This is a genomic window from Neobacillus sp. MER 74 (genome assembly GCF_023714155.1).
Map to the genome: position 1 here is coordinate 111,560 of NZ_JAMAUV010000001.1, position 22,260 is coordinate 133,819.

The 22,260-nt window shown below is 39.3% G+C and carries 18 protein-coding genes; 4 read left to right on the forward strand and 14 right to left on the reverse strand.

The genetic code is table 11. The features are described 5' to 3' along the window. Positions 1–111: 111 nt before the first annotated feature. Positions 112–1,494 carry an NADP-specific glutamate dehydrogenase gene (gene gdhA / locus M3610_RS00530; RefSeq protein WP_251455997.1) on the reverse strand — a complete coding sequence of 461 codons (1,383 nt, stop codon included), beginning with the start codon at positions 1,492–1,494 and terminating at the stop codon, positions 112–114. A gap of 146 nt (positions 1,495–1,640) precedes the next feature. Between gdhA and gltC the strand changes: the two genes are divergently transcribed. Next, a complete protein-coding gene (gltC, locus tag M3610_RS00535) occupies positions 1,641–2,552 on the forward strand; it encodes a glutamate biosynthesis transcriptional regulator GltC (RefSeq protein WP_098575164.1) in 912 nt (303 codons plus the stop codon). A gap of 73 nt (positions 2,553–2,625) precedes the next feature. Here the strand turns inward: gltC and M3610_RS00540 are convergent, their stop codons facing one another. Next, the gene (locus M3610_RS00540; protein ID WP_251455999.1) at positions 2,626–4,962 is read right to left on the reverse strand and encodes a YhgE/Pip domain-containing protein; all 2,337 of its coding nucleotides are present in this window, start codon (positions 4,960–4,962) and stop codon (positions 2,626–2,628) included. Positions 4,963–5,256: 294 nt separating this feature from the next. Here M3610_RS00540 and M3610_RS00545 point away from each other — a divergent pair, with 294 nt between their 5' ends. Next, a complete protein-coding gene (locus M3610_RS00545) occupies positions 5,257–5,583 on the forward strand; it encodes a replicative helicase loader/inhibitor (protein ID WP_251456001.1) in 327 nt (108 codons plus the stop codon). 80 nt (positions 5,584–5,663) lie between these two features. Here the strand turns inward: M3610_RS00545 and M3610_RS00550 are convergent, their stop codons facing one another. From M3610_RS00550 to argH, 6 genes are all read right to left on the reverse strand, one after another. After that, the gene (locus M3610_RS00550; RefSeq protein WP_251456003.1) at positions 5,664–6,443 is read right to left on the reverse strand and encodes a Cof-type HAD-IIB family hydrolase; all 780 of its coding nucleotides are present in this window, start codon (positions 6,441–6,443) and stop codon (positions 5,664–5,666) included. Positions 6,444–6,501: 58 nt separating this feature from the next. Beyond that, positions 6,502–10,971 carry a coiled-coil domain-containing protein gene (locus M3610_RS00555; protein WP_251456005.1) on the reverse strand — a complete coding sequence of 1,490 codons (4,470 nt, stop codon included), beginning with the start codon at positions 10,969–10,971 and terminating at the stop codon, positions 6,502–6,504. After that, complete coding sequence (locus tag M3610_RS00560) at positions 10,949–11,698, reverse strand: DUF6063 family protein (protein ID WP_251456007.1); 750 nt, start codon at positions 11,696–11,698, stop codon at positions 10,949–10,951. Before M3610_RS00560 ends, M3610_RS00555 begins: the two co-directional genes overlap by 23 nt. Then, positions 11,695–13,206: a hypothetical protein gene (locus M3610_RS00565; protein WP_251456009.1), complete on the reverse strand. Its 1,512-nt coding sequence runs from the start codon at positions 13,204–13,206 to the stop codon at positions 11,695–11,697. Before M3610_RS00565 ends, M3610_RS00560 begins: the two co-directional genes overlap by 4 nt. Next, the gene (locus tag M3610_RS28295; protein WP_098575157.1) at positions 13,197–14,270 is read right to left on the reverse strand and encodes a Wadjet anti-phage system protein JetD domain-containing protein; all 1,074 of its coding nucleotides are present in this window, start codon (positions 14,268–14,270) and stop codon (positions 13,197–13,199) included. Before M3610_RS28295 ends, M3610_RS00565 begins: the two co-directional genes overlap by 10 nt. Before the next feature lie 245 nt (positions 14,271–14,515). Beyond that, complete coding sequence (argH, locus tag M3610_RS00575; RefSeq protein ID WP_251456011.1) at positions 14,516–16,045, reverse strand: argininosuccinate lyase; 1,530 nt, start codon at positions 16,043–16,045, stop codon at positions 14,516–14,518. A 153-nt stretch (positions 16,046–16,198) separates the two neighbouring features. On the opposite strand from argH, the gene M3610_RS00580 reads away from it, so the two are divergent. Beyond that, positions 16,199–17,119: a hypothetical protein gene (locus tag M3610_RS00580; protein ID WP_098575155.1), complete on the forward strand. Its 921-nt coding sequence runs from the start codon at positions 16,199–16,201 to the stop codon at positions 17,117–17,119. Positions 17,120–17,124: 5 nt separating this feature from the next. Continuing rightward, complete coding sequence (locus tag M3610_RS28300; protein ID WP_098575154.1) at positions 17,125–17,859, forward strand: SH3 domain-containing protein; 735 nt, start codon at positions 17,125–17,127, stop codon at positions 17,857–17,859. 289 nt (positions 17,860–18,148) lie between these two features. Here the strand turns inward: M3610_RS28300 and M3610_RS00590 are convergent, their stop codons facing one another. The 6 genes from M3610_RS00590 to M3610_RS00615 form a co-directional block, all read right to left on the reverse strand. Further along, entirely contained in the window at positions 18,149–18,322 is a 174-nt protein-coding gene (locus M3610_RS00590; RefSeq protein WP_180230168.1) for a hypothetical protein, read from the reverse strand. Positions 18,323–18,343: 21 nt separating this feature from the next. Then, complete coding sequence (purU, locus tag M3610_RS00595; protein ID WP_373561725.1) at positions 18,344–19,219, reverse strand: formyltetrahydrofolate deformylase; 876 nt, start codon at positions 19,217–19,219, stop codon at positions 18,344–18,346. A gap of 59 nt (positions 19,220–19,278) precedes the next feature. Continuing rightward, positions 19,279–20,679 (reverse strand): dihydrolipoyl dehydrogenase, encoded by a 1,401-nt coding sequence (gene lpdA / locus M3610_RS00600; RefSeq protein WP_098575153.1) that lies wholly within the window; start codon positions 20,677–20,679, stop codon positions 19,279–19,281. Positions 20,680–20,760: 81 nt separating this feature from the next. Beyond that, positions 20,761–21,066 carry a HesB/IscA family protein gene (locus tag M3610_RS00605; protein ID WP_098575152.1) on the reverse strand — a complete coding sequence of 102 codons (306 nt, stop codon included), beginning with the start codon at positions 21,064–21,066 and terminating at the stop codon, positions 20,761–20,763. A 28-nt stretch (positions 21,067–21,094) separates the two neighbouring features. Further along, positions 21,095–21,973, reverse strand: a complete 879-nt coding sequence (lipA, locus tag M3610_RS00610) for a lipoyl synthase (RefSeq protein WP_251456013.1) — start codon at positions 21,971–21,973, stop codon at positions 21,095–21,097. A gap of 24 nt (positions 21,974–21,997) precedes the next feature. After that, positions 21,998–22,255, reverse strand: coding sequence for a hypothetical protein (locus tag M3610_RS00615; RefSeq protein ID WP_251456015.1), 258 nt, complete (start codon positions 22,253–22,255; stop codon positions 21,998–22,000). Between the last annotated feature and the right edge of the window lie 5 nt (positions 22,256–22,260).

A 22,260-nucleotide genomic window follows, 5' to 3' on the forward strand; every position in this document is an offset into this window, starting at 1 on the left:
TTTTCTAAAAGGAAGGTTATCACGAAATAACAAAAAGCCACCAACCGGTGACTTTTTATTTTTGAATAGTGTGGATCCTTTATCTATAAAATATATTCTATATAAAATATCTTATATGACTCCCTGGGCAATCATCGCATCCGCTACTTTTACAAATCCAGCGATATTGGCACCGACAACTAGATTCCCAGGTGCTTCATAATCTACTGATGCCTTCATACTCTTAGAATATATATCTTTCATAATTCCTTGTAATTTTAAGTCCACTTCTTCTTGTGTCCATGCCAGCCTTGCACTATTTTGCGCCATTTCTAACGCAGAGACTGCAACTCCACCTGCATTTGCTGCTTTGGCAGGAGCAAATAAAACGTGATGTTCGATAAACGTCTCGATTGCCTCCAGAGTTGAAGGCATATTTGCACCTTCGCCCACTGCCTTAACACCATTCGAAACTAAAATGTCTGCCGCTTCCTTATTTAACTCATTTTGCGTTGCACAAGGTAAAGCAATGTCACAAGGGATGGACCAGATGCCTGAACACCCTTCTTGATAGATTGCATCTGGATGTTCATTAACATATTCAAAAATTCTTTTATTTTCTACTTCTTTTAATCGTTTGACCGTATCTAGATTAATACCGTTTGGATCATAAACATAACCGCTTGAATCACTGCATGCTACTACTTTTGCTCCAAATTCCAATGCTTTTTCGATTGCATAAATAGAGACGTTTCCAGAACCCGATACTACCACTGTACTTCCTTCGAAGCTTAATCCATTATCCTTGAGCATTTCTTCAACAAAATATACTAATCCATATCCTGTTGCCTCTTTCCGGCCTAAGCTCCCGCCATAACCAATACCTTTCCCAGTAAGAACCCCTGCTTCATATGCACCTTTTAGTCTTTTATATTGTCCGAACATATACCCGATTTCTCTAGCTCCTACTCCAATATCACCGGCGGGAACATCAACATCCGGCCCGATATGTCTGCTAAGCTCCGTCATAAAACTCTGACAGAATCGCATAATTTCAAAATCGGATTTCCCTTTGGGGTCAAAGTCAGAACCGCCTTTTCCACCGCCGATTGGCTGCCCTGTTAATGAGTTCTTGAAGATTTGCTCAAACCCGAGAAATTTTATGATGCTTGCATTAACAGAAGGATGAAAACGTAGTCCTCCCTTATAAGGTCCAATCGAGCTGCTAAACTGAACACGATACCCGCGATTCACTTGTACATTCCCTCGATCATCTACCCATGGGACACGAAAGCTAATTAAGCGCTCAGGTTCCATCATTCTTTCGAGGACAGCTTGCTTAATATATATTGGATTTTTCACAAGGACAGGTACTAAAGAATCAAGTACTTCTTTAACAGCCTGCTGGAATTCCCCTTCATTTGGATTACGCATTTGAACCGTTTTAAATAAACGATTTACGTATTCTTTAACGATTTGCAATTGATTCTCTTCTACTCTGTCCAGCATTTTCATATCGGTCAGCCCCTAGTATATTATAAAGTTAAGAAAATTCCCTTTTCTTACGTGTGTTTTCATTTTATAATTTTATAATTAATAGTTTCAATCTTAATTTTCGATGAAATTAATGCGTTTTACGCATTAAATGGAGTGATATAAAAATGGAAATAAGGCAAATTCAATATTTCTTGGAAGTGGCAAAAAGAGAGCATGTGACTGAGGCTGCAGTCGCCTTGCATGTTGCTCAATCTTCGGTTAGCAGACAAATCTTCAATTTAGAAGAAGAATTAGGTGTAAAACTTTTTATACGTGAGGGAAGAAGTGTAAAGTTAACCCCTTTAGGCAGAATTTTTTATGAACGAATGAAACAAGTGTGGTATTTAATGGAGGACGCAAAGCGAGAAGTAGAAGAAAATTTAAACCCTGAAAAAGGAACCGTTCGAATTGCATTCCCGATTAGCATGGCGGCCCATACATTGCCTTCTATCATTTACGCATTCCGTATTCGGTACCCCGAAGCAAAATTTCAAATGAGTAATGCCCTTTATTATGATTTAATCGATGGTGTGATAAACGGTGAATTTAATTTGGCCATGATTGCCCCCATGCCCAATCAGGAAAAAGAGAAAAAAATCAAAGGAGCTACGTTATTTACAGAAAATATCGTTGCCCTCCTCCCGCTCCATCATCCATTATCTGATCGGAAAACAATTCGGCTTAGGGATTTAAGGAATGACCCATTTTGTGTCCTTCCTGAAGGGTTTGTATTTCGCGAACAGGTGGTTCAAGCATGCAATGATTCAGGTTTTTCACCACAAATCGACTTTGAAGGAAAAGATATTGATGCATTAAAAGGCTTAGTCTCTGCAGGCTTAGGTGTAGCATTGATGCCTGAGATGACATTGGTAGATAACACCCCGCGTTCTACCGTGGTGCTTCCAATTTCCGATGCGAATCTCACTCGAACAGTTGGTGTCATCTATCCGACCCAACGTAAACTGCTCCCAACCGAAGCATTATTTTATGATTTTCTGCTTGAAACTTATGAAAGATTAAATGAGTTTCGGAATTAATATGGTTCTTATCCGTCAGAATTAAAAAAAGAGGCAGGCCTTTTAAAAGGTCCTGCCTCCCGATCCTTAATGATTATTGTACCTGTAATGGAGACTGCCGTTTGAATTTAATGGTAAAAAATGTCAAAGTTGCAGTTAGGAATAAAACAAAGAAAATCGCAATGTGCCCGATATTATTCCACATATAACCGAAATCACCAGTTGAGATAATCGACCTGAAGCCAGAAATCGAATAGGTCATAGGTAAGAATTTCATTATATTTTGCAGGAATGTTGGGCCTAGTTCAATCGGGTACGTTCCTGCACTGCCTGTTAACTGTAATATTAAGATAATAACCGCTATGAAACGTCCAGGATTATCAAGAGCTGTAACAAGGAATTGAATGATGGCTAAGAATGCCCAGCTCGTAAAGATACTTAGCATTATGAAATATGGAATGCTCTTCACTTCGAGACCAAGACCCGACAGCATAACCGCATCTACTAAAAGCGCCTGGCCAATTCCTACTGCTAAAATAACACTGGTTTTTCCAATGAACCATCTAAAACCGTTCTTCGGCTCCGAGGCTGGTTCAAACATTGGAAAAATAACGGAGAGCATTAGAGCACCGACAAAAAGACTAAGTGACAAGAAATAAGGTGCTAATCCACTGCCATAGTTTGGAACATGGTTCATCTTGTTGTTTGAAAGTTTTACTGGATCAGCGAACATATCATAAACTCGATCATTGGCTTTTACATCACTGGCATCCTTAGCTCCTTCAGATAGTTGATCGCCCAATTCCTTCGATCCATCCACTAGTTTAGTCATCCCGCTGTTCAAATCCTTCGAACCACTCGCAAGGGCGGACATTCCGTTATTTAAGTCTTTTTCACCCTGATATAGCGATGTGGTGCCAGATGCTAATTTATTTGCCCCCTGTGCTAACTTATTTGTCCCTTCATTCAATAAAGCGGAACTGGATGATAATTTCCCTAACCCTGAAGTTAGACTGTTTGAACCACTTTCAAGTTGACCGAATCCTTTTTGTGCTTCATCAATCTTTGCACCAAACTGGGTAAGTCCTTGAGTTATCTGTTCTTGGCCATTTAATACCTGTTTTGCTCCGCCAGATAATTGGGTAATACCATCAGCCAGTTTCTGTTGTCCTTGATTCAACTGATTAGCCCCTTCGGCTAATGAATCGGAGCCTTGTTTTATCTTCTCAGCACTGCTAGACAAATCTCCTACACCAGAAGCAACCTGCTGGCTGCCTTTCGACAATTTGGTCAGGCTATCCTTTAGTGCGTTTATTTTTTCCTTCTCTGTTGGATCAGTCGTACTATCCTCCATGCTGCTTACTTGATCGAGCAGCTGCTGAAGTCCTTGACTGACCGTATCTGCACCGGACTTGGTATGGTCAGCTCCTGTCTTCCAACTACCTAAGGAAGCTGAGAGCTGCTCAGAACCATTTACAATCTGCTTTGCTCCGTTTTGCAGACTAGGAACATTTTCTGCAGCAGATGTTAATCCATCAGCTAATTGCTTCGTGCCATCCTCCGCTTTTATCGCACCTGCTATCAACTTCGTATTGGCATTTTTCATTTGGCTGAGACCATTGCTGAATTGCTGCAATCCGCTTTGGAGCTGTTTTGAACCCGACGAAGCTGAAACCACTCCATTTGAAAAAGCAAGAGATTTATCTGCTAAAGCCTCAAGGTTTTGCTTAATCGTTTTAGCGCCATCGTCCACTGATTTTGCACCATTCGCTAATTTTTCTGCACCACTGTTAGCAGATGTAATTCCATCTGATAAACTACCGGCCCCTTCTTTGGCTTCTGCCATCCCGTTTGAAAGTTCCCCCGCTCCATCACTAGCTTTGTTCAACCCTTTAGCGACATCCTTTAAACTGTCAAACATGGACTCGGCATAGGTCTTGGTGACGGATTCGGAAACGGCTGCTTTTATCTTTTCAACAGCTGAATCGCCGATTTTGGATGATAAATAGTTATTACCTTCATTTACGGTATAAATTAGATTTAGTTTTTTAGGACTTTCACTTTGTAACGTCGTGGCATTTTTTGAAAAGTCTTTTGGAATTTCAATTTCCAAATAATAATCTTGACTCTTCAAACCTTGTTTTGCCTTTTCTGTACTGACAAAATTCCAATTAAAAGTTTTTTTCTCTTTCAAATTCTCAACTAAATCACTGCCAACTGTTAAGTGCTCTCCATTGTACTCGGCACCTTGGTCATTATTGACAATTGCTACAGGCATTCTGTCCAAATGGGAATATGGATCCCAAAAAGCCCATAAGTAGGTTCCACTATAAAGAACAGGAATCGTCATTACACCGATAATGGCGATTAGCAATTTACGCGTCCGAAAAATCCGTAGAAATTCACTTTTCACAGAAGGGAAAAATTTCATGTAGATCACCTCATTCAAATTCTTATTTCAGTCCGTTGTGACCGTAATCCCCATTTAGTCATTTTGAAACAAAAAAATATTCACCCGATTGACCATTTTAGTTTTTTAGTCATTTATAAGACTTTGTTATAATACCACAACTTATTTTTAGTTTCAACCATTTCAGTATTGATTTTTGTTTTGAGAATAGACCATCAAGTCAATACTAGTAGCGGAGAAAAATGGCAAACAACTATTCCCGATAGGATGGATCGGTTGATTCATGAAGGGAAATTGTGTTAGGAGAACATCACTATGACCAAGGAAGAGGTAGTTAAACTTTTAATACTTATAGAATCGGTATATCCCAACTGCGTATTAAAGGGCGAGACGGTCCAGCAATGGTTCCAATTTTGTTCAGAAATAGATTACGAAATAGTAATGGGCCAGGTGAAAAACCACATTCGAAAAAGCCCCTTTCCACCTGCGTTTGCTGATATCGCAGTATTCACATCAGCAGAAAATGATTTCCCAGAAACATTACAAAATGGAAAGAAGAAAATAAAACGTGAATGGAAATCTGACCATCGAAATTCAATACCTGAATGGCTTTCCGAATATTCAGCAAGAAAAAATGTTTAACATAATAAAAAATAAACCGAAAATATAAAGCTTCCAAAAGAAAACTTATATTTCGGTTTTTATAGTTTATCTGTATAAAGTTATAATAGACCCACCATTTGGAGACCATGAGTAATTCCATTGTCGTCAACGGATTTTGTCACATATTTTGCAACTGCCTTTACTCTTTCTTCCGCATTCCCCATTGCCACACTATTTTTAATGGTGGTCAGCATTTCCAAATCATTAAGCCCATCACCAAAGGCAAATTGGTTTTCTTTTGGGATACCTAATTTTTCAACTATTTTTTCAATCCCTTTTGCTTTTGAGCCGCCGTTAGGGAGTACATCGACTGAAACAGGATGCCATCTTACAAAATCAAATTCACGAAACTCCTGTTCATATTGTTTCTCTTCTCCTTCTGGACAAAAAAGGAGAGATTGAAACAGCTCGCGTCCTTTGTAATAATGCGGATCGTGCGAAGGAAAACGGCTAATTTTTAATGTAGCAATACTTTCTGTAATGTAGCTATGCTCTGGTACATTCGTTTTCATATCCTCGTGATCCATAAAGACTACCGGATGATTGTTAAGAAGAGCTGCTTCTGTTAACTTTTCAATTGCTGAGGCATTTAAAGAATTTTTATATAACTCTTCCCCTCTTAACACGACGTATTGTCCGTTATAACTTACAAATGTAGTAATATCCAATTCTTTTCGCAGATCCTCAAACATAAACGGGGCTCGTCCTGTTGCTATGGCTACTTCATGTCCAAGTTCTTTTAATTTAAAAATGGATTCTTTCGTTGAAAGCGGTAGTTCTTTATCATGATTAAGCAGCGTGCCATCTATATCAAAGAATATAATACTTTTATTGGTCATTTTATGATTCCTGCTTTCGATGTGTATTTTTCTTATTAATTCCCATTGGGTTTATTTATTATTTTACCTGAGCGACTGCCTCCCCTTGATAAATCCGAAAGGCTGGAACAATCGTGTCTGAAACAATTTCTTTTCCTTTTTCACGAATGAAATCTAATTTATAATAGGCGTCAAATCTTTGGCTGATTTCCGTTTTTACCAGTTCAGGCGGAGTAACGACGATGAATTGGAACTTCAGTTTTTCGGCGACTGCGAAGATCGGGTCAAGGACATGTGCGGAAGCGGCCTGACCGAACGGATTATCACAGACTAATGGAACCCAGCTTTGAATGGTTTCGCTTTTGACGGATAATAACATCATCATCATTACCATTCGGGCAGATAACTTCTGTCCCCCACTGCCATCGGACTTCGTTTTAGAACCCTGATTAATCGTCTGCCAGGTAGAATAATGTTCTTTTTGCGGTTTCCCGTACATAAAGGCATTATCTGTTCGCATATTATAGACCAGCAGTTCAGGGTATCGATTTCGAAGTGAAACAAATAAAATTTGCTCATCACTTATCAGTTGTTTGATTTCTTCATCTAATAATCGGTTATTGTCATCAATCATATCAAATTGTTTGGTAATTTTGTTAATGGCAGTTACAAAGTGCTGCTTTAGCAGTGGTTCGATATCTTCAGCCTTTTTAGGTAAGATATCTTCTTTGAGCTGGACAAGTGGAAATGATCCTCGTTCATTTTTTAGCTTCATTTTCGAAACCATCGAACGAATGGCCTCTGAAATGCTCATTACTTTCATGCTGGCACGGCTGGCCCAAAAGTTTTGAGCTCTTTCTGCTCTTTCTTTGTCGCGTTCTAATTGTTCCAATCCACTTTGTGAAAAACGTTTCATATTTTTAACGATGGACTGGATATGCGAATAATGCCTTGTATCCAAATGGTCTAGTGTCGTTAACACTTCATTTTTAAAACGTATCTCCCAATCTTTCCCTTCAATCGTGAGCTTTAAATTCCTTAATGATTGATCGATTTTCGCATGCTTCTCTTGGCCTTCATCCTGAATCGCTTGATGTTCTTCACACCAGGCTAGGATACACGCTTTTCCTTGACTCTTAATTTTCTCTAGATCATCATTCGTAAAAACTGCAGCATCCTCTTTTAAGATAACGGAAAGCGTTAATAAATCGCCTTCATAACCCGTAATTTTGGAGCCCGTTTCTTTTTGGCGTTTCTCAGCCTGCTTGATTTCTTCTTTCGCTAATCTTGTTTGGTCTTTAATTTCTACTTCCTTGACTTCTAAGTCAAGGGCTTCCCACTGTTCAGGCTGTTTTTCATGTTTCTCGACTTTCTTCCCTAACTTATCACGCTGTTCACCCGCATGCTTTAAGGACGTTTCCGCCACTGTTACAGCCGTTCCTTGTTCCCGTTCTTCTTTTTCTGCTGTCTTCGCTTCCTTCTGTGCCGTATGCAGCATAGTCTCTAATATACTTAGAGGTTCATCAGGTTCTGCTGCTTTATTCCAGTCAAGATCATGGGTAGTCAGTTTTTTCTCTAATTTCTTTTGCTGCTTTTGTTCGGTTTCTCTTTTTGCTTGAAGAACGAGTAATTCTCTAGCCTGTTCTTCTTTTGATTTTTGAAGCTGTTTTAACTCTTCCGTACTTCCGTTATTCTCTTGTAGTAAATGCGTTGAAAGATGAGGGACCTCTTCGGATTGTTCGGCTTTTTCCTCAGCAGGAAAAGCTGCTTCTTCAATAAAAAACCGGATTTCCTTAATATTTTGCTCGGTTGTAAGCTTCCATTCCACATACGTTTGATTCCACTGGTTTTGTAGTTCAACTGTATTCTGGTGCTCTTTCCCTATTTCTTGCTGCTGAGCTCCTAAGGCTTCCTTTAGCATTTCTTTCTCGACTTTTACCCGTTTATTTTCATGATGAAGAGTTTTTTCTTGATCAAACTCCTCTAATTTTTCTACATTTCTAGTAAGTTTCTCAATTTTACCTTTTGTCTTTTCAAGTTGTTCTTTTAACCCAAGCTGTAAGACTTTTTCTTTTTCTTCCTGTGTTTTAATTTCCTGCAATTGCGTCTTTTTAGTAAGTAGAGCGTTTTGTTCCTGAGTGAGAACTTTTTCGATATCAGTCGAAAGTTCGCTAGATAAAAATCGATCGATTTCTTTTAAAATACGACGCAGGGAGATTTCTGTCTTTTCAATTTCTAGAAGTGTATCTTTCTTTTCGTCTATTTGTTTAGCAATCGTTATTTTCCAACTGGTGAATTGATTTTTATCACTTAATAGATCTTTTTCCGATCCATTAATAATCACAAAGGACGGGTGGTGATATTCGCTGTTCATTTCCTCACGCAAGAAAATTGGTACAGGACTTTTAAACATCCTTCCTGTAAGAACCTGCTGATTAATTTTTTGCCATTGCTGCCCGCTTACGACCAACCCGTATGGAAGGAGCGGATACGTCATAAGGGAATGAGCCATTTCCTCTGAACTTAATGATTGGAGAAATTGGGTTCCATAAAATACATCAATTCCCGTCTTCTCATCGATCCATTCCTTTAATTCCTTCACATCCTTGTTTGCGATCCAGAAGGGCTCATCGTTTAAGGAATGGTCGAGTTGTGTTTCCCAAAGTTCCTTCTTTATTTGTTCAGCTTGTTGGCGGTTATTGCCTAGAACTTCTTCTATTTGTAATGCGTACTTCGACAGGAGTGATTGAGTAAATGGTGCTGTGACATCATCAATTAAACCAAGTAGCTTATCAAAGAGTTTTGCCTCTTTTTGTTTTTGCTCTTCATTTGCTATGTTTAAGTCTTCACATTTTTCCTCTGAATACTGAATCGATTGGACAAGCGTACCATGTGAAGTGGCAAGTTGATTTTGCTTTTCACTAGATTCTTTATCTTTTGCCTGCAGCTCAACTAATCCAGCCTTTTTACCTTCAATTTGTTTTAAAAAACTCTCGATCAAGCCCTTTAAGTCATAGGTTAAGCGATCGCCAAATTCTTGGATAAGTGCCGCTTCCTTCGACTCAAACCTATGCATTTGTGTATAAAGAAAATCAATTTCCGTACTTAGTTGAGCTATTTCTTTTGTCTTTTGTTTATCCTGTTGCAACAGCCCCGATGCTTTTTTATGTAAGAACTTTTGATAGCCCAAATACCGTTTTACACCATCTTGAATCAACAAATAGGATTGCTCCCATTGCTTTCTAGCTTCTTGTTTAATTTCTTCCATTCTTTGATTCACTTGCTCCAAGCCGCTGTTTTGCTCTAATGTCGCAATCTGCTGTGATAGAGAGCGAATAGTTTGTTCGTTTTCACTCCACTCTTTTAATAACAGCTGAAAGTCTAGTTGTGCTTTTCGTTCCTGTTTCTCTTTAACAATTGTTTGTAAGGAAGTATGTTTCTCCCTTTCTTCCACTAATTTCTTCTCCCAGTCCATGACCTCTCTATGAGCTTTCGCAAACTCTAAATTATCTTTCTGATAGCGCAAATCTGCCTGTCTAATCGCCAGTTTTTCCAATTTTTTCTCTAAACCATGCAGCATTTCCTCTTCCGATTGCTTCAAGTGTTCTAATGCACCAAGCAGTTGTCTTCCGGTCTGTATACTTGCATGAACAATTTCTTTATGTTCTACTCCTTTAGCTACGTACTCTTCAAATGGGACAATGTCTTCTAAAAATTCTTTATGGGCTTGCTCTCTTTTTAACAGAACAGGCAGGTCCTTCGCGATACTAGCCTGGCTTTTGAAAATTTCTACTAAATCGTTCTTTTGATGTTCAGCTCGATGCAACACTTGACTTACTGTAGGAATGATTCGTTTTTGAAAGAGAGAATGATCATCCTCAGCGCCCTCGAAATATTTTCCAACGCCCCCTTCATCCTTGTTAATGTCCTTCATAATATCCCAGTCTTTACGATTAATACCATATGTATCAAGGATGCGATAGTGCTTCTTCGGATCTCGGTAAACGTCATATCCATTCCATTTTAGATAGTCCTTTAAGCTTTCCGTTTCAGCAACCTCACCATTTTCATAAAGTGGAATATGCTCAAGCGATGCCTCTTCTTTCCGTTCAAATTCTCTTGTATAAAAGGTAAAAATAGGGAGAATTTTTGCTTCCTGTTCCAATGGTATCCCTTCATGTCCACCTTCATCATTCATCGAAATCCGCTGCTCGGCTGAGAACATCCCGCCCGTCACCAGATGCCGGTTTTCCGCCCCATCTAATTCCCACTGAATGAGAACATGGAAGGTATAGGGAATAAATTGCTCTTTATTGTTAAAGAAAAACTGCTGATAATATCGATTGTTTTGTTTTCCCCACGATGTTCCAGGTTTGAGTATTTGGAAAATAGTCTGGAGGAACACACCTTTCCCGCCCCCATTCATCATGGCAATGAGCCCATTTGTTGATGTCTCATCATTATGAAAATTAAACGTGGTATCTTTATATTGCTTTTGCATGCCATCATACTTGAGGCCGACAATTCTAATTCGATGGATTTTCGGCATGCATATCCTCCTCTGTAGTCATTAATTTTTTAAAAACTTCATAACGATCATAATCATGATACAAATATTCAATTCGCTCAAAAAGTTCTTGTTTGGGAATAACCTTAGCTATATCGTCCCGATCAAGAATGACAATAAGCCCCTCTGTCTCTAATAAGCGCATAGCGCCGGCAATTAAACCGATACGGGTCCGTCTATTGCCTTTTTTACTCCCATAATCATCCGAGTCAACCTCCATGTATTTCCATGTTGTTACAACTTCCTTCATATCAATCCGTTCTTCTTCTCCAAAGGTCGGTTCAACTTTAAGAATGCTCTCCCATTTCATCATTAAGTCATTGACTTGCCGTTCTAATGCATAGTAACTAATCCCTTCCCGCTTTGTGCGGATTTTTGCTGCCTGGTTGCGGTCTATGGCTGCTAAAAAAGACATAATGACAACGCTAATCAGATGAAAATGTTTCTTCGTTTCAACTTGTCTATGCTTTTCCTTCATATGGGTAAAATTCGTAGCAAAGACAGATCCGGTTGGCTGAACAACTAAGTGGATCCGTTTAGGCGATTCAATGATATATGTACCTGATTCGTCTGCCAATAAAAGAACGGTCTGTCTCACTTCCGGATCAAAATATGTCTGAAAGTGTTCGCTATTTTCGTCGATGACTTTATCTTTCAATAAAGAAAAATAGACAGCTGATGCTCTTTTGATCGTTTCTGCATTCATCATTTCTCCTCCTGAACACAAATTTTAAAAGGGGTAATTTTCATTTGATACCATTGATGCGGCTCTGCCCGATGGTCAAACATGGTATAAATCTTTAAGCCTTCGAAGACTTGAAATTGCGGATATTCCTTCATTAATTTATAAAGAAGAATTTCCCTCTCATCTGTTAAGGTTTCTTCCTTTCGATGCAGCACTTGAATCTTCAGCGGTTTTTTATCGAACATCATCCACAAATCAATCGTTTCAGATTCTTCAAACCATAAATCCTGTACTTCTAGTGGCAGCTCGGCTATATCAGCTAACGAGAACTCACGGTTTGTTTGTAAAAATTGAAAAACATAACTCCATGCCTTAATAACTGAATCCCAGTTCGTCACTCGCAACCGAGTAATGTTTTCTTCTGCCTCTTCTTCAATAACGGCATCAGTTAGTTGTTTTTCATCAAATTCTTGTTCGCCCCAAATCCAATCGAGCGGCAGAATAAATTCATTCTTCGGTGAAAATAACGGAGAAAGGACACCTTCTATTATCTCGAAATTTTTGATCCCTTCCTGCATGAACCAATTTTCATAAAAATGCTCCCGAAATGAAACCAGACTGTTTTCCCAAAACAATGAAGGGTTTTCCGCCTTTAATTTCATTTCATAGGAAATATTTTGAATGACTAGCTTAGCAAAACGATCATGCAATTGTCTTGTATGGCCAATTTTTTCTTGAAGAAGAATCAATTCTTTCTGCATAAAATCATCTTCTTCATTCCTGCGTTTGGTCTTTTCTATCATATTAGTAATGGTCCGGAAGTGATTCTTTTCTTCTTCAAATTGCTTTTCAATTTCAACCCGATTGTCGGCCCTTTGCCATTCCTCTTCCATTAATAAGATTTTGGGATTGTTAATCATTTCTTTTTGAAAGGTGAATTCATTTGCCATTAAGCGGTTTACTCTTGAAATGAGGTGATCGAGGTTTCGTGTAGCTTTTCGAAAATTACCGTTCTTAATCAACTGCATACTATAGAGCTGTTCTATTGTAATGGAGAATTCCTCTGCCATTTCTCTGCTCATAAAAATCATTTCCTGAGAGACATCCGTGAGTTTATAAACAATGGATCCGCCTATTTCTAAGTTCGTATATAATTCATCCATCGTGACATATCGATAGGTTTGAGTTTCCCATGATTGTCTGATTTCATCGTAATATAGAGCTTCAAACGGTTTACTATACTCTTCCTTTCCCTGATATAAAAGGCCACTGGTAATTCGTTCAATTTGCTTTTCGTCTGCTAAAAGCTTCATTTGCTTTATGGAATCTTCCACCATGTATTTGATATCGGATTTACTTCTATGATCATCATCATTTAATTCTCGATAAAAAATGGTGAGTAGCACATGCATGAGAATGGTTTGGATATGAGGTTTTAGATCCCCCACCTCCATTCCTCTGCCAAGTTCAAATAATGGATTTAATCGTTGCATCCGCTGGGCGAATCCTTCCCATGACTCGTTCACATCCATCGCCTCCATGATTCGATCGTTAACACTTCTTGCGCTATCCGCTTATTTTCCTGCCATAAATCCTGTAATAGCGCTTGCTCTTCTTCTGTAAACCATTGAAAGAATAAATCACGGTATTTGAGGTTTTGTGTTTGACCTTGTTTCTGTTCATTCCTTTGTTCTATACATTCGAGCATCTTTCGGTAAATTTTTAAGGCTGGCTGAATACAGCAATCTGGATATTTTTCGATAAGCCGAATAAGGATTCCGTAACCTGCAGCATCAAGGTCTCCTGCATAATAGAAAAGATAGGATTTAGGTGGAAACATTCTAAAGAAAAAGGAGAAGCTCCGTTCAATTTTCGTTCCTTCACCATAAATAATCAGTTCTGGTTCATAGTCGAGTTGATTTGCTTCCAATAACTTAATGGATGTATGAAAGAAAGATAGATTTTCGACGATTAGAACTCTCTGAATATCTTTCATTTCTTTCCCTTGTTTCATCCAAAAGACAAAAGGCTCGCCGTAGTTTACCATTTTAAGCTGGTCTTCTCCAATGCCAATTCTAGCTAAAAAACCTTTTCCATCAGGAAAGCTATCACTGTCGAGTAAGAATTTTTCATGACCAAAAAGCTCTAGGCTTCTTTCTTCGACTGACACGACCTCCCGTTCCTGACTGGACTTTAGAAATGTATAGACATTCTGGATACGATTCCATTCATCTTTCGTTTGCCATTCAGGATGCCGTTCATAAAAGGAAAAATCAAACTGATCACCTAATTTCATCATTTCAAGACGATCCCATTTGTTTTCCTGAACTTTTAAATTTACCCAGTGATATAACGATAGAGATGGTGTTCTTCCATTATATTGATTATTTAGAATGGGGATTAGTTGTCCTTCTTCTTTCAATGTTTCAATGGCACGATAAAACAGCGAATAACCATCCATTTCAAAATAATCATCTATTAGCTTCCGCAACTGAAGTTCTAAATCGTTAATATTTATTTTCTTTTTTTGTTTAGGGTGTTGAATATCAGCTATAAAACTTCTCACCCGTGTTTCAATGATGTCGATTGTATTCACCTACTTAGATCTTCTTAGTTTCATAGAAATAGACTATTACAGCCAATTTGGACATCCTTTTATTATAAACTAGTTGTGATATGGTTGGTAAATGAAATTTTCTTAAAATAGTGACTGGATGCGAAAGGACAAAAAAACAATGCTAAAACACTCGAACCTACGAGTGGAATTTAATCAAAAAACCGCACAAGTGAAAAATCACCGTGCGGTTAGTTTTTAACTTCATGTATATCAATACTGATAAATTAAAGTCCACTAGTGTCTTCATCTGTTTTGCCCCACTGACTTGTCAGTTGATCGAGTTTTTCCATACAAACTTTAAGCCGATTAACCTCGGTATGGAGTAATGAAACATGGTGGTGTAGACATGCTTCTCTTTCCACAATCGCCCGCTGCATTTCTTCCGGTGCAGGTCCTCCAGGAAGCGACCGAATTTTCACAAAGTGTTCTGGGTCCATTGCTGTGCGAATAATCTCATCCGATAAATTCAATGGAAATCCGACAACTGTTTTTGCAGCTTCGTCTACGAGTACAGATGTGACATGAGTCGCATTTAGTCCCCTTGCCAAGGCAATTTTCACCACCTGGCTGGCTATGGAATGTGAGGTTCGGAACGGTATGTTTGCTTTCCTAAATAGCGTATCGGCCAATTCCGTTATCGTGGCAAAACTTTCTTGGGCCCTTCTTTTTAAAAGTGCTTCATTTACTTCCAACGTTCCGACCACCACTTTTGCTAACCGAAAAACTTGATCAATGAGGTGCAGGCCCTTCCATAAATATGGCTGAAGGTCATCCTCAGTATCATTTATATCTCCGTACGGTGTGTTATGTAACATTTGAAGTACGGTTTGGGCATTTCCAATTCCGCTTGAACTTAATGCACGAATATGCTCTAGTGATACAGGATTTCTTTTTTGCGGCATAATGGAACTCTTCTGAACATAAGGGTCTGCCACACGAATCGCTGAAAATTCCTGGCTGGACCATAAGAGAAGGTCTTGTGAAAATCGGCCGAGATTGATAAAGGTTAATTGGATCGCTGTGGCAATTTCCCCTAAATAATCGGCACCGCCAATCGAATCATAGGCACTCTTGATGATTTTCGGAAATCCTAATAGCTCTGCGACTGTTTTTCGGTCAATCGGAAATCCGGTTGTAGTAAGTGCAGCAGCGCCGAGTGGACTTACATTGCAAGTATCATAGGCTGCTTTCAATCTTTTTAAGTCACGGTCAACGACATCGTACATACCCAGAAGATAATGGGAGAACGTCATCGGCTGGGCTTGCTGCGTATGGGTATGCCCCAAGACAATGGTTTCCTTATAGTTCTCGATCACCCTCAAAAGTGTTTCTTGAAACGATAGCAGCGCCCGGGTGGCGAGGAGAATCTTGTCCCTAAGAACCATCCTGTATATTGCAACACCCATATCGTTCCTACTCCGGGCAAGGTGCAAACTTCCGCCAATCTCGCCAGCTACATTCATAATTTTACTTTCCACAAGAAAAAAAAGATCCTCAAACTGTCCATCATAGGTGGAATTAAGAAGTGCTTCCTTATCAAGTGCGGAAATCCCTGCCACAATTTGGGATGCTCCATTCTCCTCCAACAACCCTTGTTCTTTCAACATAATCAGGTGGGCTTTATGGACAGCGAGCATCGGCTCTAATAAAGTTTGTTTGGCATGCTCATAAGCAGGTGCCAATACTACCTCTGAATAGGTCGCTCCTGGAAACTCTCGTCCTTCATTTTCAAAAGTGCTATCCTTAATATTCATCACAATACCCCCTATTAATAATTATGTTACTTCAGTTCCCTCAATCCCCAATTTCTGCAGATTTGGGGGCTTTTCTTCCGCTTGTCAGCATAGAATGTAGACAAGCGGAAGTGATCTCTCAATGAAAATAGTTAACCTGGAGGGAATAACCTAATGCAATTTATTGAAGATGTTAAAGACGTCAAATTTAGCTTTTTGGAAAAACCGCCAGCGTCGTCTATGACTTATGCCTTTGTTTATGTTAATAATCACAACGAATACTTTGCAGTCAAAAATGGAGAGCGTTTGTCACGTAGTGAATTGCGGATTGGCAAATATAATAGGGTTTATACAGTCAATATGCAGCAGCAAACTATCGCCTACAAGGAGGAAGTCCCTTCGGCAACAAGAGGTAGAAGGTTTTCTGTCAATTTATTTATCGATATTGCTGTTGAACACCCCGAAAGGTTAGTTCAACAAAATGCAGGAGAAATTGGCAACATTTTCAACAATAATCTGCCCTTCTGGGTGGAGTCGGAAGCAAGATTTTTTCCTATTGAAGAGGATCTGAGTTTTGCCAGACATATTGAAGAATTTTTTCAAACCTCGCGATTGGTCAAGGTGTTAAGAGAGGCTGGTATTGTGGTTCGAAATGTTCGTGTTTTGATCCGGCAAGGTATTCGGGACCAGCGCCATGATGAGGCGATCGCCGATTTAGACCGGAATGCAGAACTAGCCGCCTATCAAGAAGCTCTGGACTTGGAGGAAGCACGCCGGATTTCGGCCTCGATTAAAGAAGCCCTTCAAGCAGGTGATTTTATCACTGCAGGGAAGCTTGGAGAAAAAAATGAAATGGCAAAGCGGTTAGTAGAATCGGAGTTTAGCCAAAATCAAGCCTTCAAATATGAGGTAAACAAACAACTTTTAAACTTGATCAACGATCACACTATTAACCAGTTTGAGGCAGAACAAAGATTGGCCAAGCTAAAAAAACTATTCCCCTATCTCCCCGTCAATTTGGAAAACATCAATAGAAAAAAACAGATTGAAGGTCCAAGGAGAGAACTTTCATCCTATTTATATAAAGGAGATTAGCGATTGTGGAATCCATTTTAAATCAGCTGTTTTGGATCTGGTCACTTATTTCTGTACTTCCGGAATGGTTGCGTATTTTTTTGGTTCTCTTTGTGTTCCTGCAGCTCGCAAGGCTGATTTTGTTGTACATGGTTCCTCCCTTCTTAAACTTGTTGTGCCGTTTGTTGAAAAAAATGCTTTATCCCATTTCTTACCCAATCATGGCACTTCTTTGCACGATCCAAAGAAGCCGGAGAGAAGAGGGAAAAGCTGACATTTCTGTTTGGATTGATATAATTGAAGGATTGCTCGCCTTGTTCGAAAGATTTTTCAACAGAATCATACAGCTTTCCATGAAACGGAAAAGAAATAAGACAAGGATTAAAAGATGGTCCTTCTATTCTGCCACAACTCTAGTGATCTTGCTTACTGCAGCAATCATCAACAATCCAAATGAGTGGTATACACAAAAATGGAAGAAAACTGAGGTCTGGTTAAACCAAGAACATGTGCACATACAAGCATCCGTGACTTCACCTGAACGAAAAGAATTAATTTTAAATAAGAAATATGAAGAAGGCGGAAATATTCGTGATGCTCCTACACTAACCGCGCCCCATCTATACACTATTACAAATGGTGAAATAATGCACTTTTTAAATGAAGAACAAGTTGACTCCAAAGGAATAAAGTGGCTAAAAGTTCAAACCCCAAACGGAATTGAAGGCTGGATTTCAGCCCTGATTGTCAGGGAAAAATAAATTGAGAGAGACCATCTGAGTGTCGCAATGAATGGAACCATTTCCATTATTTAATGATCCTTTGTCACTAGTTTACGGAAGAGATTGGTCTTCATTCGCTTGATGATGACCTTTCCTTCGGCTTTCTTATGAAGTTTTGGTCAATAGTAACTAATTTTTCACCAACACTATTATAACAAAAGTAAAAATCCCACCTTCCATAATAGAAAGTGAGATTTTCACCAATAAATCCTCAAATTTAAGCTTGATAAAAAACTATTTAAACCAATCTACATTTTACTCTGTCCTATCAACTATTGATTGCTTGATAAAGTGAATTGAGCAATATCCCCACTGCAAGTACGAACAAAAAAACATGTGCGTGGTTTATCGTACGCTTTCGTTTATTTTGAAGAAAAATCCATATCCAAAGGATAGCTAAAAGGATATTAATCATGTCCCCTACAAGTTCATTTCCTGGCAATGGCACCCTCTCCTTATAGTCTTAAGCAAATACGATCGTTTTATTACCGTGAACAAGTACCTTATCCTCTACGTGCCAGGAAACGGCCTCAGCAAGAACCCTTCTCTCCACATGACGTCCGGCGGTCTTTAAATCCTCTGCAGTATAGCGTTGGTTAATTCGCTGTACATCCTGTTCAATAATTGGTCCTTCATCAAGATCATTCGTAACGTAATGTGCAGTTGCACCGATTAACTTTACACCACGGTTAAATGCTCTCACGTAAGGATTTGCGCCAACAAATGCCGGCAAGAATGAATGATGGATGTTGATAATTTGATTAGGATACTTTGAAATAAAGTTAGGGGAAAGTATCTGCATATATCTAGCAAGGACAATTAAGTCCACCTTCCCTTTCATTAATTCTAATGCTTTCTGTTCGGCATCTTCTTTCGTTTCGTGAGACATTGGAATATGATAAAAAGGGATGCCATAACTTTCAACTACTTCTTTTAAACTAGTATGATTACTAATTACCATTGGGATATCTACTGAAATTTCATTGGATTTCCAGCGCCAAAGAAGTTCGTTTAGACAATGATCAGTTTTCGAAACAAAGATAGCCATCCGCTTTCTTTTTTCATTATTGCTCAACTGCCAAACTAAGGCATGATCCTGCGCAAGCTCATGTAAATCTTCTTCAAGCTTTTTAATAGAAGGTTCAAATTCTTCCAACTCGAACTCGATTCTCATAAAAAACATACCTGCTCTTGGATCTGTTGTATGTTGATCAAAGTGGACAATATTGGCTTTGTGTTCTAATAAAAAATTCGTGACAGTCGAGATAATACCCGGCTTTTCCCGACATGAAATTAGTAATTTTGCCCGGTTGGGCTTCGATGTTGTGATCACGCTTATACACCATCCTTAAGATTATTAATTATGTATTATAGAAGGACGAATACCCTCGTAATGAGTTAGGCATGAATTTCCTGTCCATACACAGCAAGGGCAGCTTCACCAATAGCTTCGGCTAATGTAGGATGCGGATGAATTGTATGGGCAATATCCATTGCTGTTGCATTCAATACACAAGCAAGCCCGGCCTCAGTAATCATATCCGTTACATGTGGACCTACCATATGTGCTCCTAAAAGCTTATTCGTTCCTTCTTCAACAACCAGTTTGACAAATCCGTCAGATTCACCAAAAACCAATGCCTTTCCAATCGCACGGAAGGAGAATTTACCAACCTTCACCAGATAGCCCTTTTCCTTTGCAGCTTCCTCTGTGAGCCCGACACTCGCTACTTCTGGGCTGCAATAGATACATCTGGCAATAAGGTTTGAATCAAGTAGATTTGGCGTTTTACCTGCCATATGTTCAATAGCAATGATTCCTTCATGTGAAGCAGCATGGGCAAGCTGTAAGCCGCCAATGACATCACCAATGGCGTAAATGTTCGGTTCATTTGTTTGGTAGAACTCATTTGTTTGAATAAAAAACGGATTTAGTTCAACGGCCGTTTTTTCAAGGCCAAAACCTTCTGTATTTGGAGAGCGCCCTACAGATACCAAAAGTTTGTCTGCAGAAAATGGTGTTTCTTTGCCTTTATGCTCCGCTTTAATGGAAACACCCTCACCTTTTTCCAGCGTTTCTGGAAGAACTTTTGCTCCTGTAACGATTTTTACTCCTTTTTTCTTCATCAAACGCTGTACTTCCTTTGAAATATCTGTATCTTCTGATGGTAAAATACGCTCGGCAAATTCAATTACAGTAACTTGGATGCCGAAGTCAGAAAGCATAGATGCCCATTCGATTCCTATTACCCCGCCGCCAACGATAATGATAGAACTCGGAAGCTTCTTCATTTTTAGCGCTTCATCCGAAGTCATCACATACTTCTCATCCACTTCAAGGCCAGGAAGTGTTCTTGGACGGGACCCTGTGGCAATTAAGATATTTTTGGGGCTTAAAATGACTTCCCCTTCATCATTATTCAATTCCACTAACACATCTTTTGTCTGTGTAATACTTCCCTTTCCATCAAAAACATCGATCTTTCCTTTTTTCATTAAATGTTGGACACCTTTATATAGGCGGTCCGTAATTTCTTCTTTCCGGGCCTGTACTTTTGAAAAATTAAGACCCACTACAGGGGCAATTACACCATACTTATCTGCATGCTTTGTTTGAGCGAATACTTCTGCACTTCTTAATAGGGCCTTACTCGGAATACAACCAGCGTGAAGGCATGTTCCACCAATTTTTCCTTTTTCAATAACCGCCGCTCTTAAACCTAATTGTGAAGCGCGAATGGCAGCTACGTACCCACCCGTGCCACCACCGATAATTACGACATCATATTCTTTTGTCATGTGTGTTATCTCCTCTTAACATTATATCTGTCGGAAAACTGCTGAATCTTTCCTATATAGTTAATAAGCTTCTCTACCCGATTAATCGATTGGAATGGCACATGCACTAGAGGCAAAGCTTTCCCCAACTACAAATCCTTGTTCTGTGCTATAGTCAATATGCGTTTCCTCATCTAAATAGCGTTTTGTAAAACGGTCTATTTGAATTTGGATCCCTTCTATTTCCATACATAAATCGTTTCGCCGAGGTTCATCAAATACAATTGAAAACCTAACAGACATTCCGCATCCTCCGCTAACTTCGGCATCAATCCGAGGATTATGATTTTCATTCGCCATCATTTCTTTTAGTTTATTGGTGGCCGCTTCTGTCATTTTTATTATCATAGACTTTCTTCTCCTTACACCTATTTCATTACACAATTACATTTGCGGCATTGACCTGTTCGTCCGCATGATAAGAGGAGCGAACAAGAGGACCTGCCTCGCAGTGACTAAATCCTTTTGACATGGCGATCGTTTTTAGTTCCTCAAACTCTTGTGGACTCCAATACTTTTGAACTTTTAAATGATGTTTGGTAGGCTGCAAATATTGACCAATTGTCATAATATCCACATGGTTCGCTCGAAGATCGCCCATCGTTTCGATAATTTCTTCCTTTGTTTCTCCAAGTCCAATCATAATACTTGATTTGGTTGGAATACTGGCATTCATTTCTTTAGCCCGGCGCAAAAACTCTAAGGAACGTTCATACGTTGCCCGTGCCCGAATACTTGGTGATAACCGTTTAACTGTTTCAATATTGTGATTTAATATATCAGGCCTTGCATCCATTAATGTTTTTAAGTTTTCATATTCACCTTTCATGTCGGACGGAAGGACCTCAATGCTGCAAAATGGATTTCGGCGTCTTACAGCTCTGATCGTTTCTGCAAATACCCCCGCTCCGCCATCTTTTAAATCATCTCGAGCAACAGCGGTAATCACGACATGTTTTAAGCCCATTTTTTCCACTGAATCTGCTACACGCTCTGGCTCTTCCCAATCAAGTTCTGTCGGCAGGCCCGTTTGAACCGCACAAAACCGGCAGGCTCGCGTACAAATACTTCCTAATATCATAAAAGTCGCTGTTTTCCGTTCAGCCCAGCATTCATGAATATTTGGACATTTTGCTTCTTCACAGACGGTATGAAGGTTTTTTTCACGCATCATTTTTTTTAGGCCTGTATATTGTTCATTTGTATTTAGTTTTATTTTTAACCACTCTGGTTTTCGAACATAATTTGTAGACATGTCTATCACTCCTAAAAACAGACATTAGATTTTTTGTATTGGCTGTGTGTTAAATAGGTCTGTTGGTTTCCGTTCCAGGCACTTCGCTTTCCGCGGGCGTGCCGGGGAGCCTCCTCGTCGCTTTGCTCCTGCGGGGTCTCCCCTGCCCCGTACTCCCGCAGGAGTCTTCGTGCCTGGAACGAAGGCCAACAGGGTTTCAAAATCAACATAACCGTTAACACAGCCTTTGTATTTAATAAACCACCAAGAATGAGAGATCATAGGAAGGTTTATTGTCTCCATTTCTT

Excerpts from the sequence above, each read along its gene's own strand:
- M3610_RS00580 (WP_098575155.1), top strand. The coding sequence starts at position 16,199 with ATGCAATTTATTGAAGATGTTAAAGACGTCAAATTTAGCTTTTTGGAA.
- M3610_RS00545 (WP_251456001.1), top strand. The coding sequence starts at position 5,257 with ATGACCAAGGAAGAGGTAGTTAAACTTTTAATACTTATAGAATCGGTA.
- M3610_RS00605 (WP_098575152.1), bottom strand. The coding sequence starts at position 21,066 with ATGATAATAAAAATGACAGAAGCGGCCACCAATAAACTAAAAGAAATG.
- lipA (WP_251456013.1), bottom strand. The coding sequence starts at position 21,973 with ATGTCTACAAATTATGTTCGAAAACCAGAGTGGTTAAAAATAAAACTA.
- argH (WP_251456011.1), bottom strand. The coding sequence starts at position 16,045 with ATGAATATTAAGGATAGCACTTTTGAAAATGAAGGACGAGAGTTTCCA.
- M3610_RS00560 (WP_251456007.1), bottom strand. The coding sequence starts at position 11,698 with ATGATGAATGCAGAAACGATCAAAAGAGCATCAGCTGTCTATTTTTCT.
- gltC (WP_098575164.1), top strand. The coding sequence starts at position 1,641 with ATGGAAATAAGGCAAATTCAATATTTCTTGGAAGTGGCAAAAAGAGAG.
- M3610_RS00540 (WP_251455999.1), bottom strand. The coding sequence starts at position 4,962 with ATGAAATTTTTCCCTTCTGTGAAAAGTGAATTTCTACGGATTTTTCGG.
- M3610_RS00550 (WP_251456003.1), bottom strand. The coding sequence starts at position 6,443 with ATGACCAATAAAAGTATTATATTCTTTGATATAGATGGCACGCTGCTT.
- M3610_RS00565 (WP_251456009.1), bottom strand. The coding sequence starts at position 13,206 with ATGGATGTGAACGAGTCATGGGAAGGATTCGCCCAGCGGATGCAACGA.
- M3610_RS00615 (WP_251456015.1), bottom strand. The coding sequence starts at position 22,255 with ATGGAGACAATAAACCTTCCTATGATCTCTCATTCTTGGTGGTTTATT.
- M3610_RS00555 (WP_251456005.1), bottom strand. The coding sequence starts at position 10,971 with ATGCCGAAAATCCATCGAATTAGAATTGTCGGCCTCAAGTATGATGGC.
- gdhA (WP_251455997.1), bottom strand. The coding sequence starts at position 1,494 with ATGAAAATGCTGGACAGAGTAGAAGAGAATCAATTGCAAATCGTTAAA.
- lpdA (WP_098575153.1), bottom strand. The coding sequence starts at position 20,679 with ATGACAAAAGAATATGATGTCGTAATTATCGGTGGTGGCACGGGTGGG.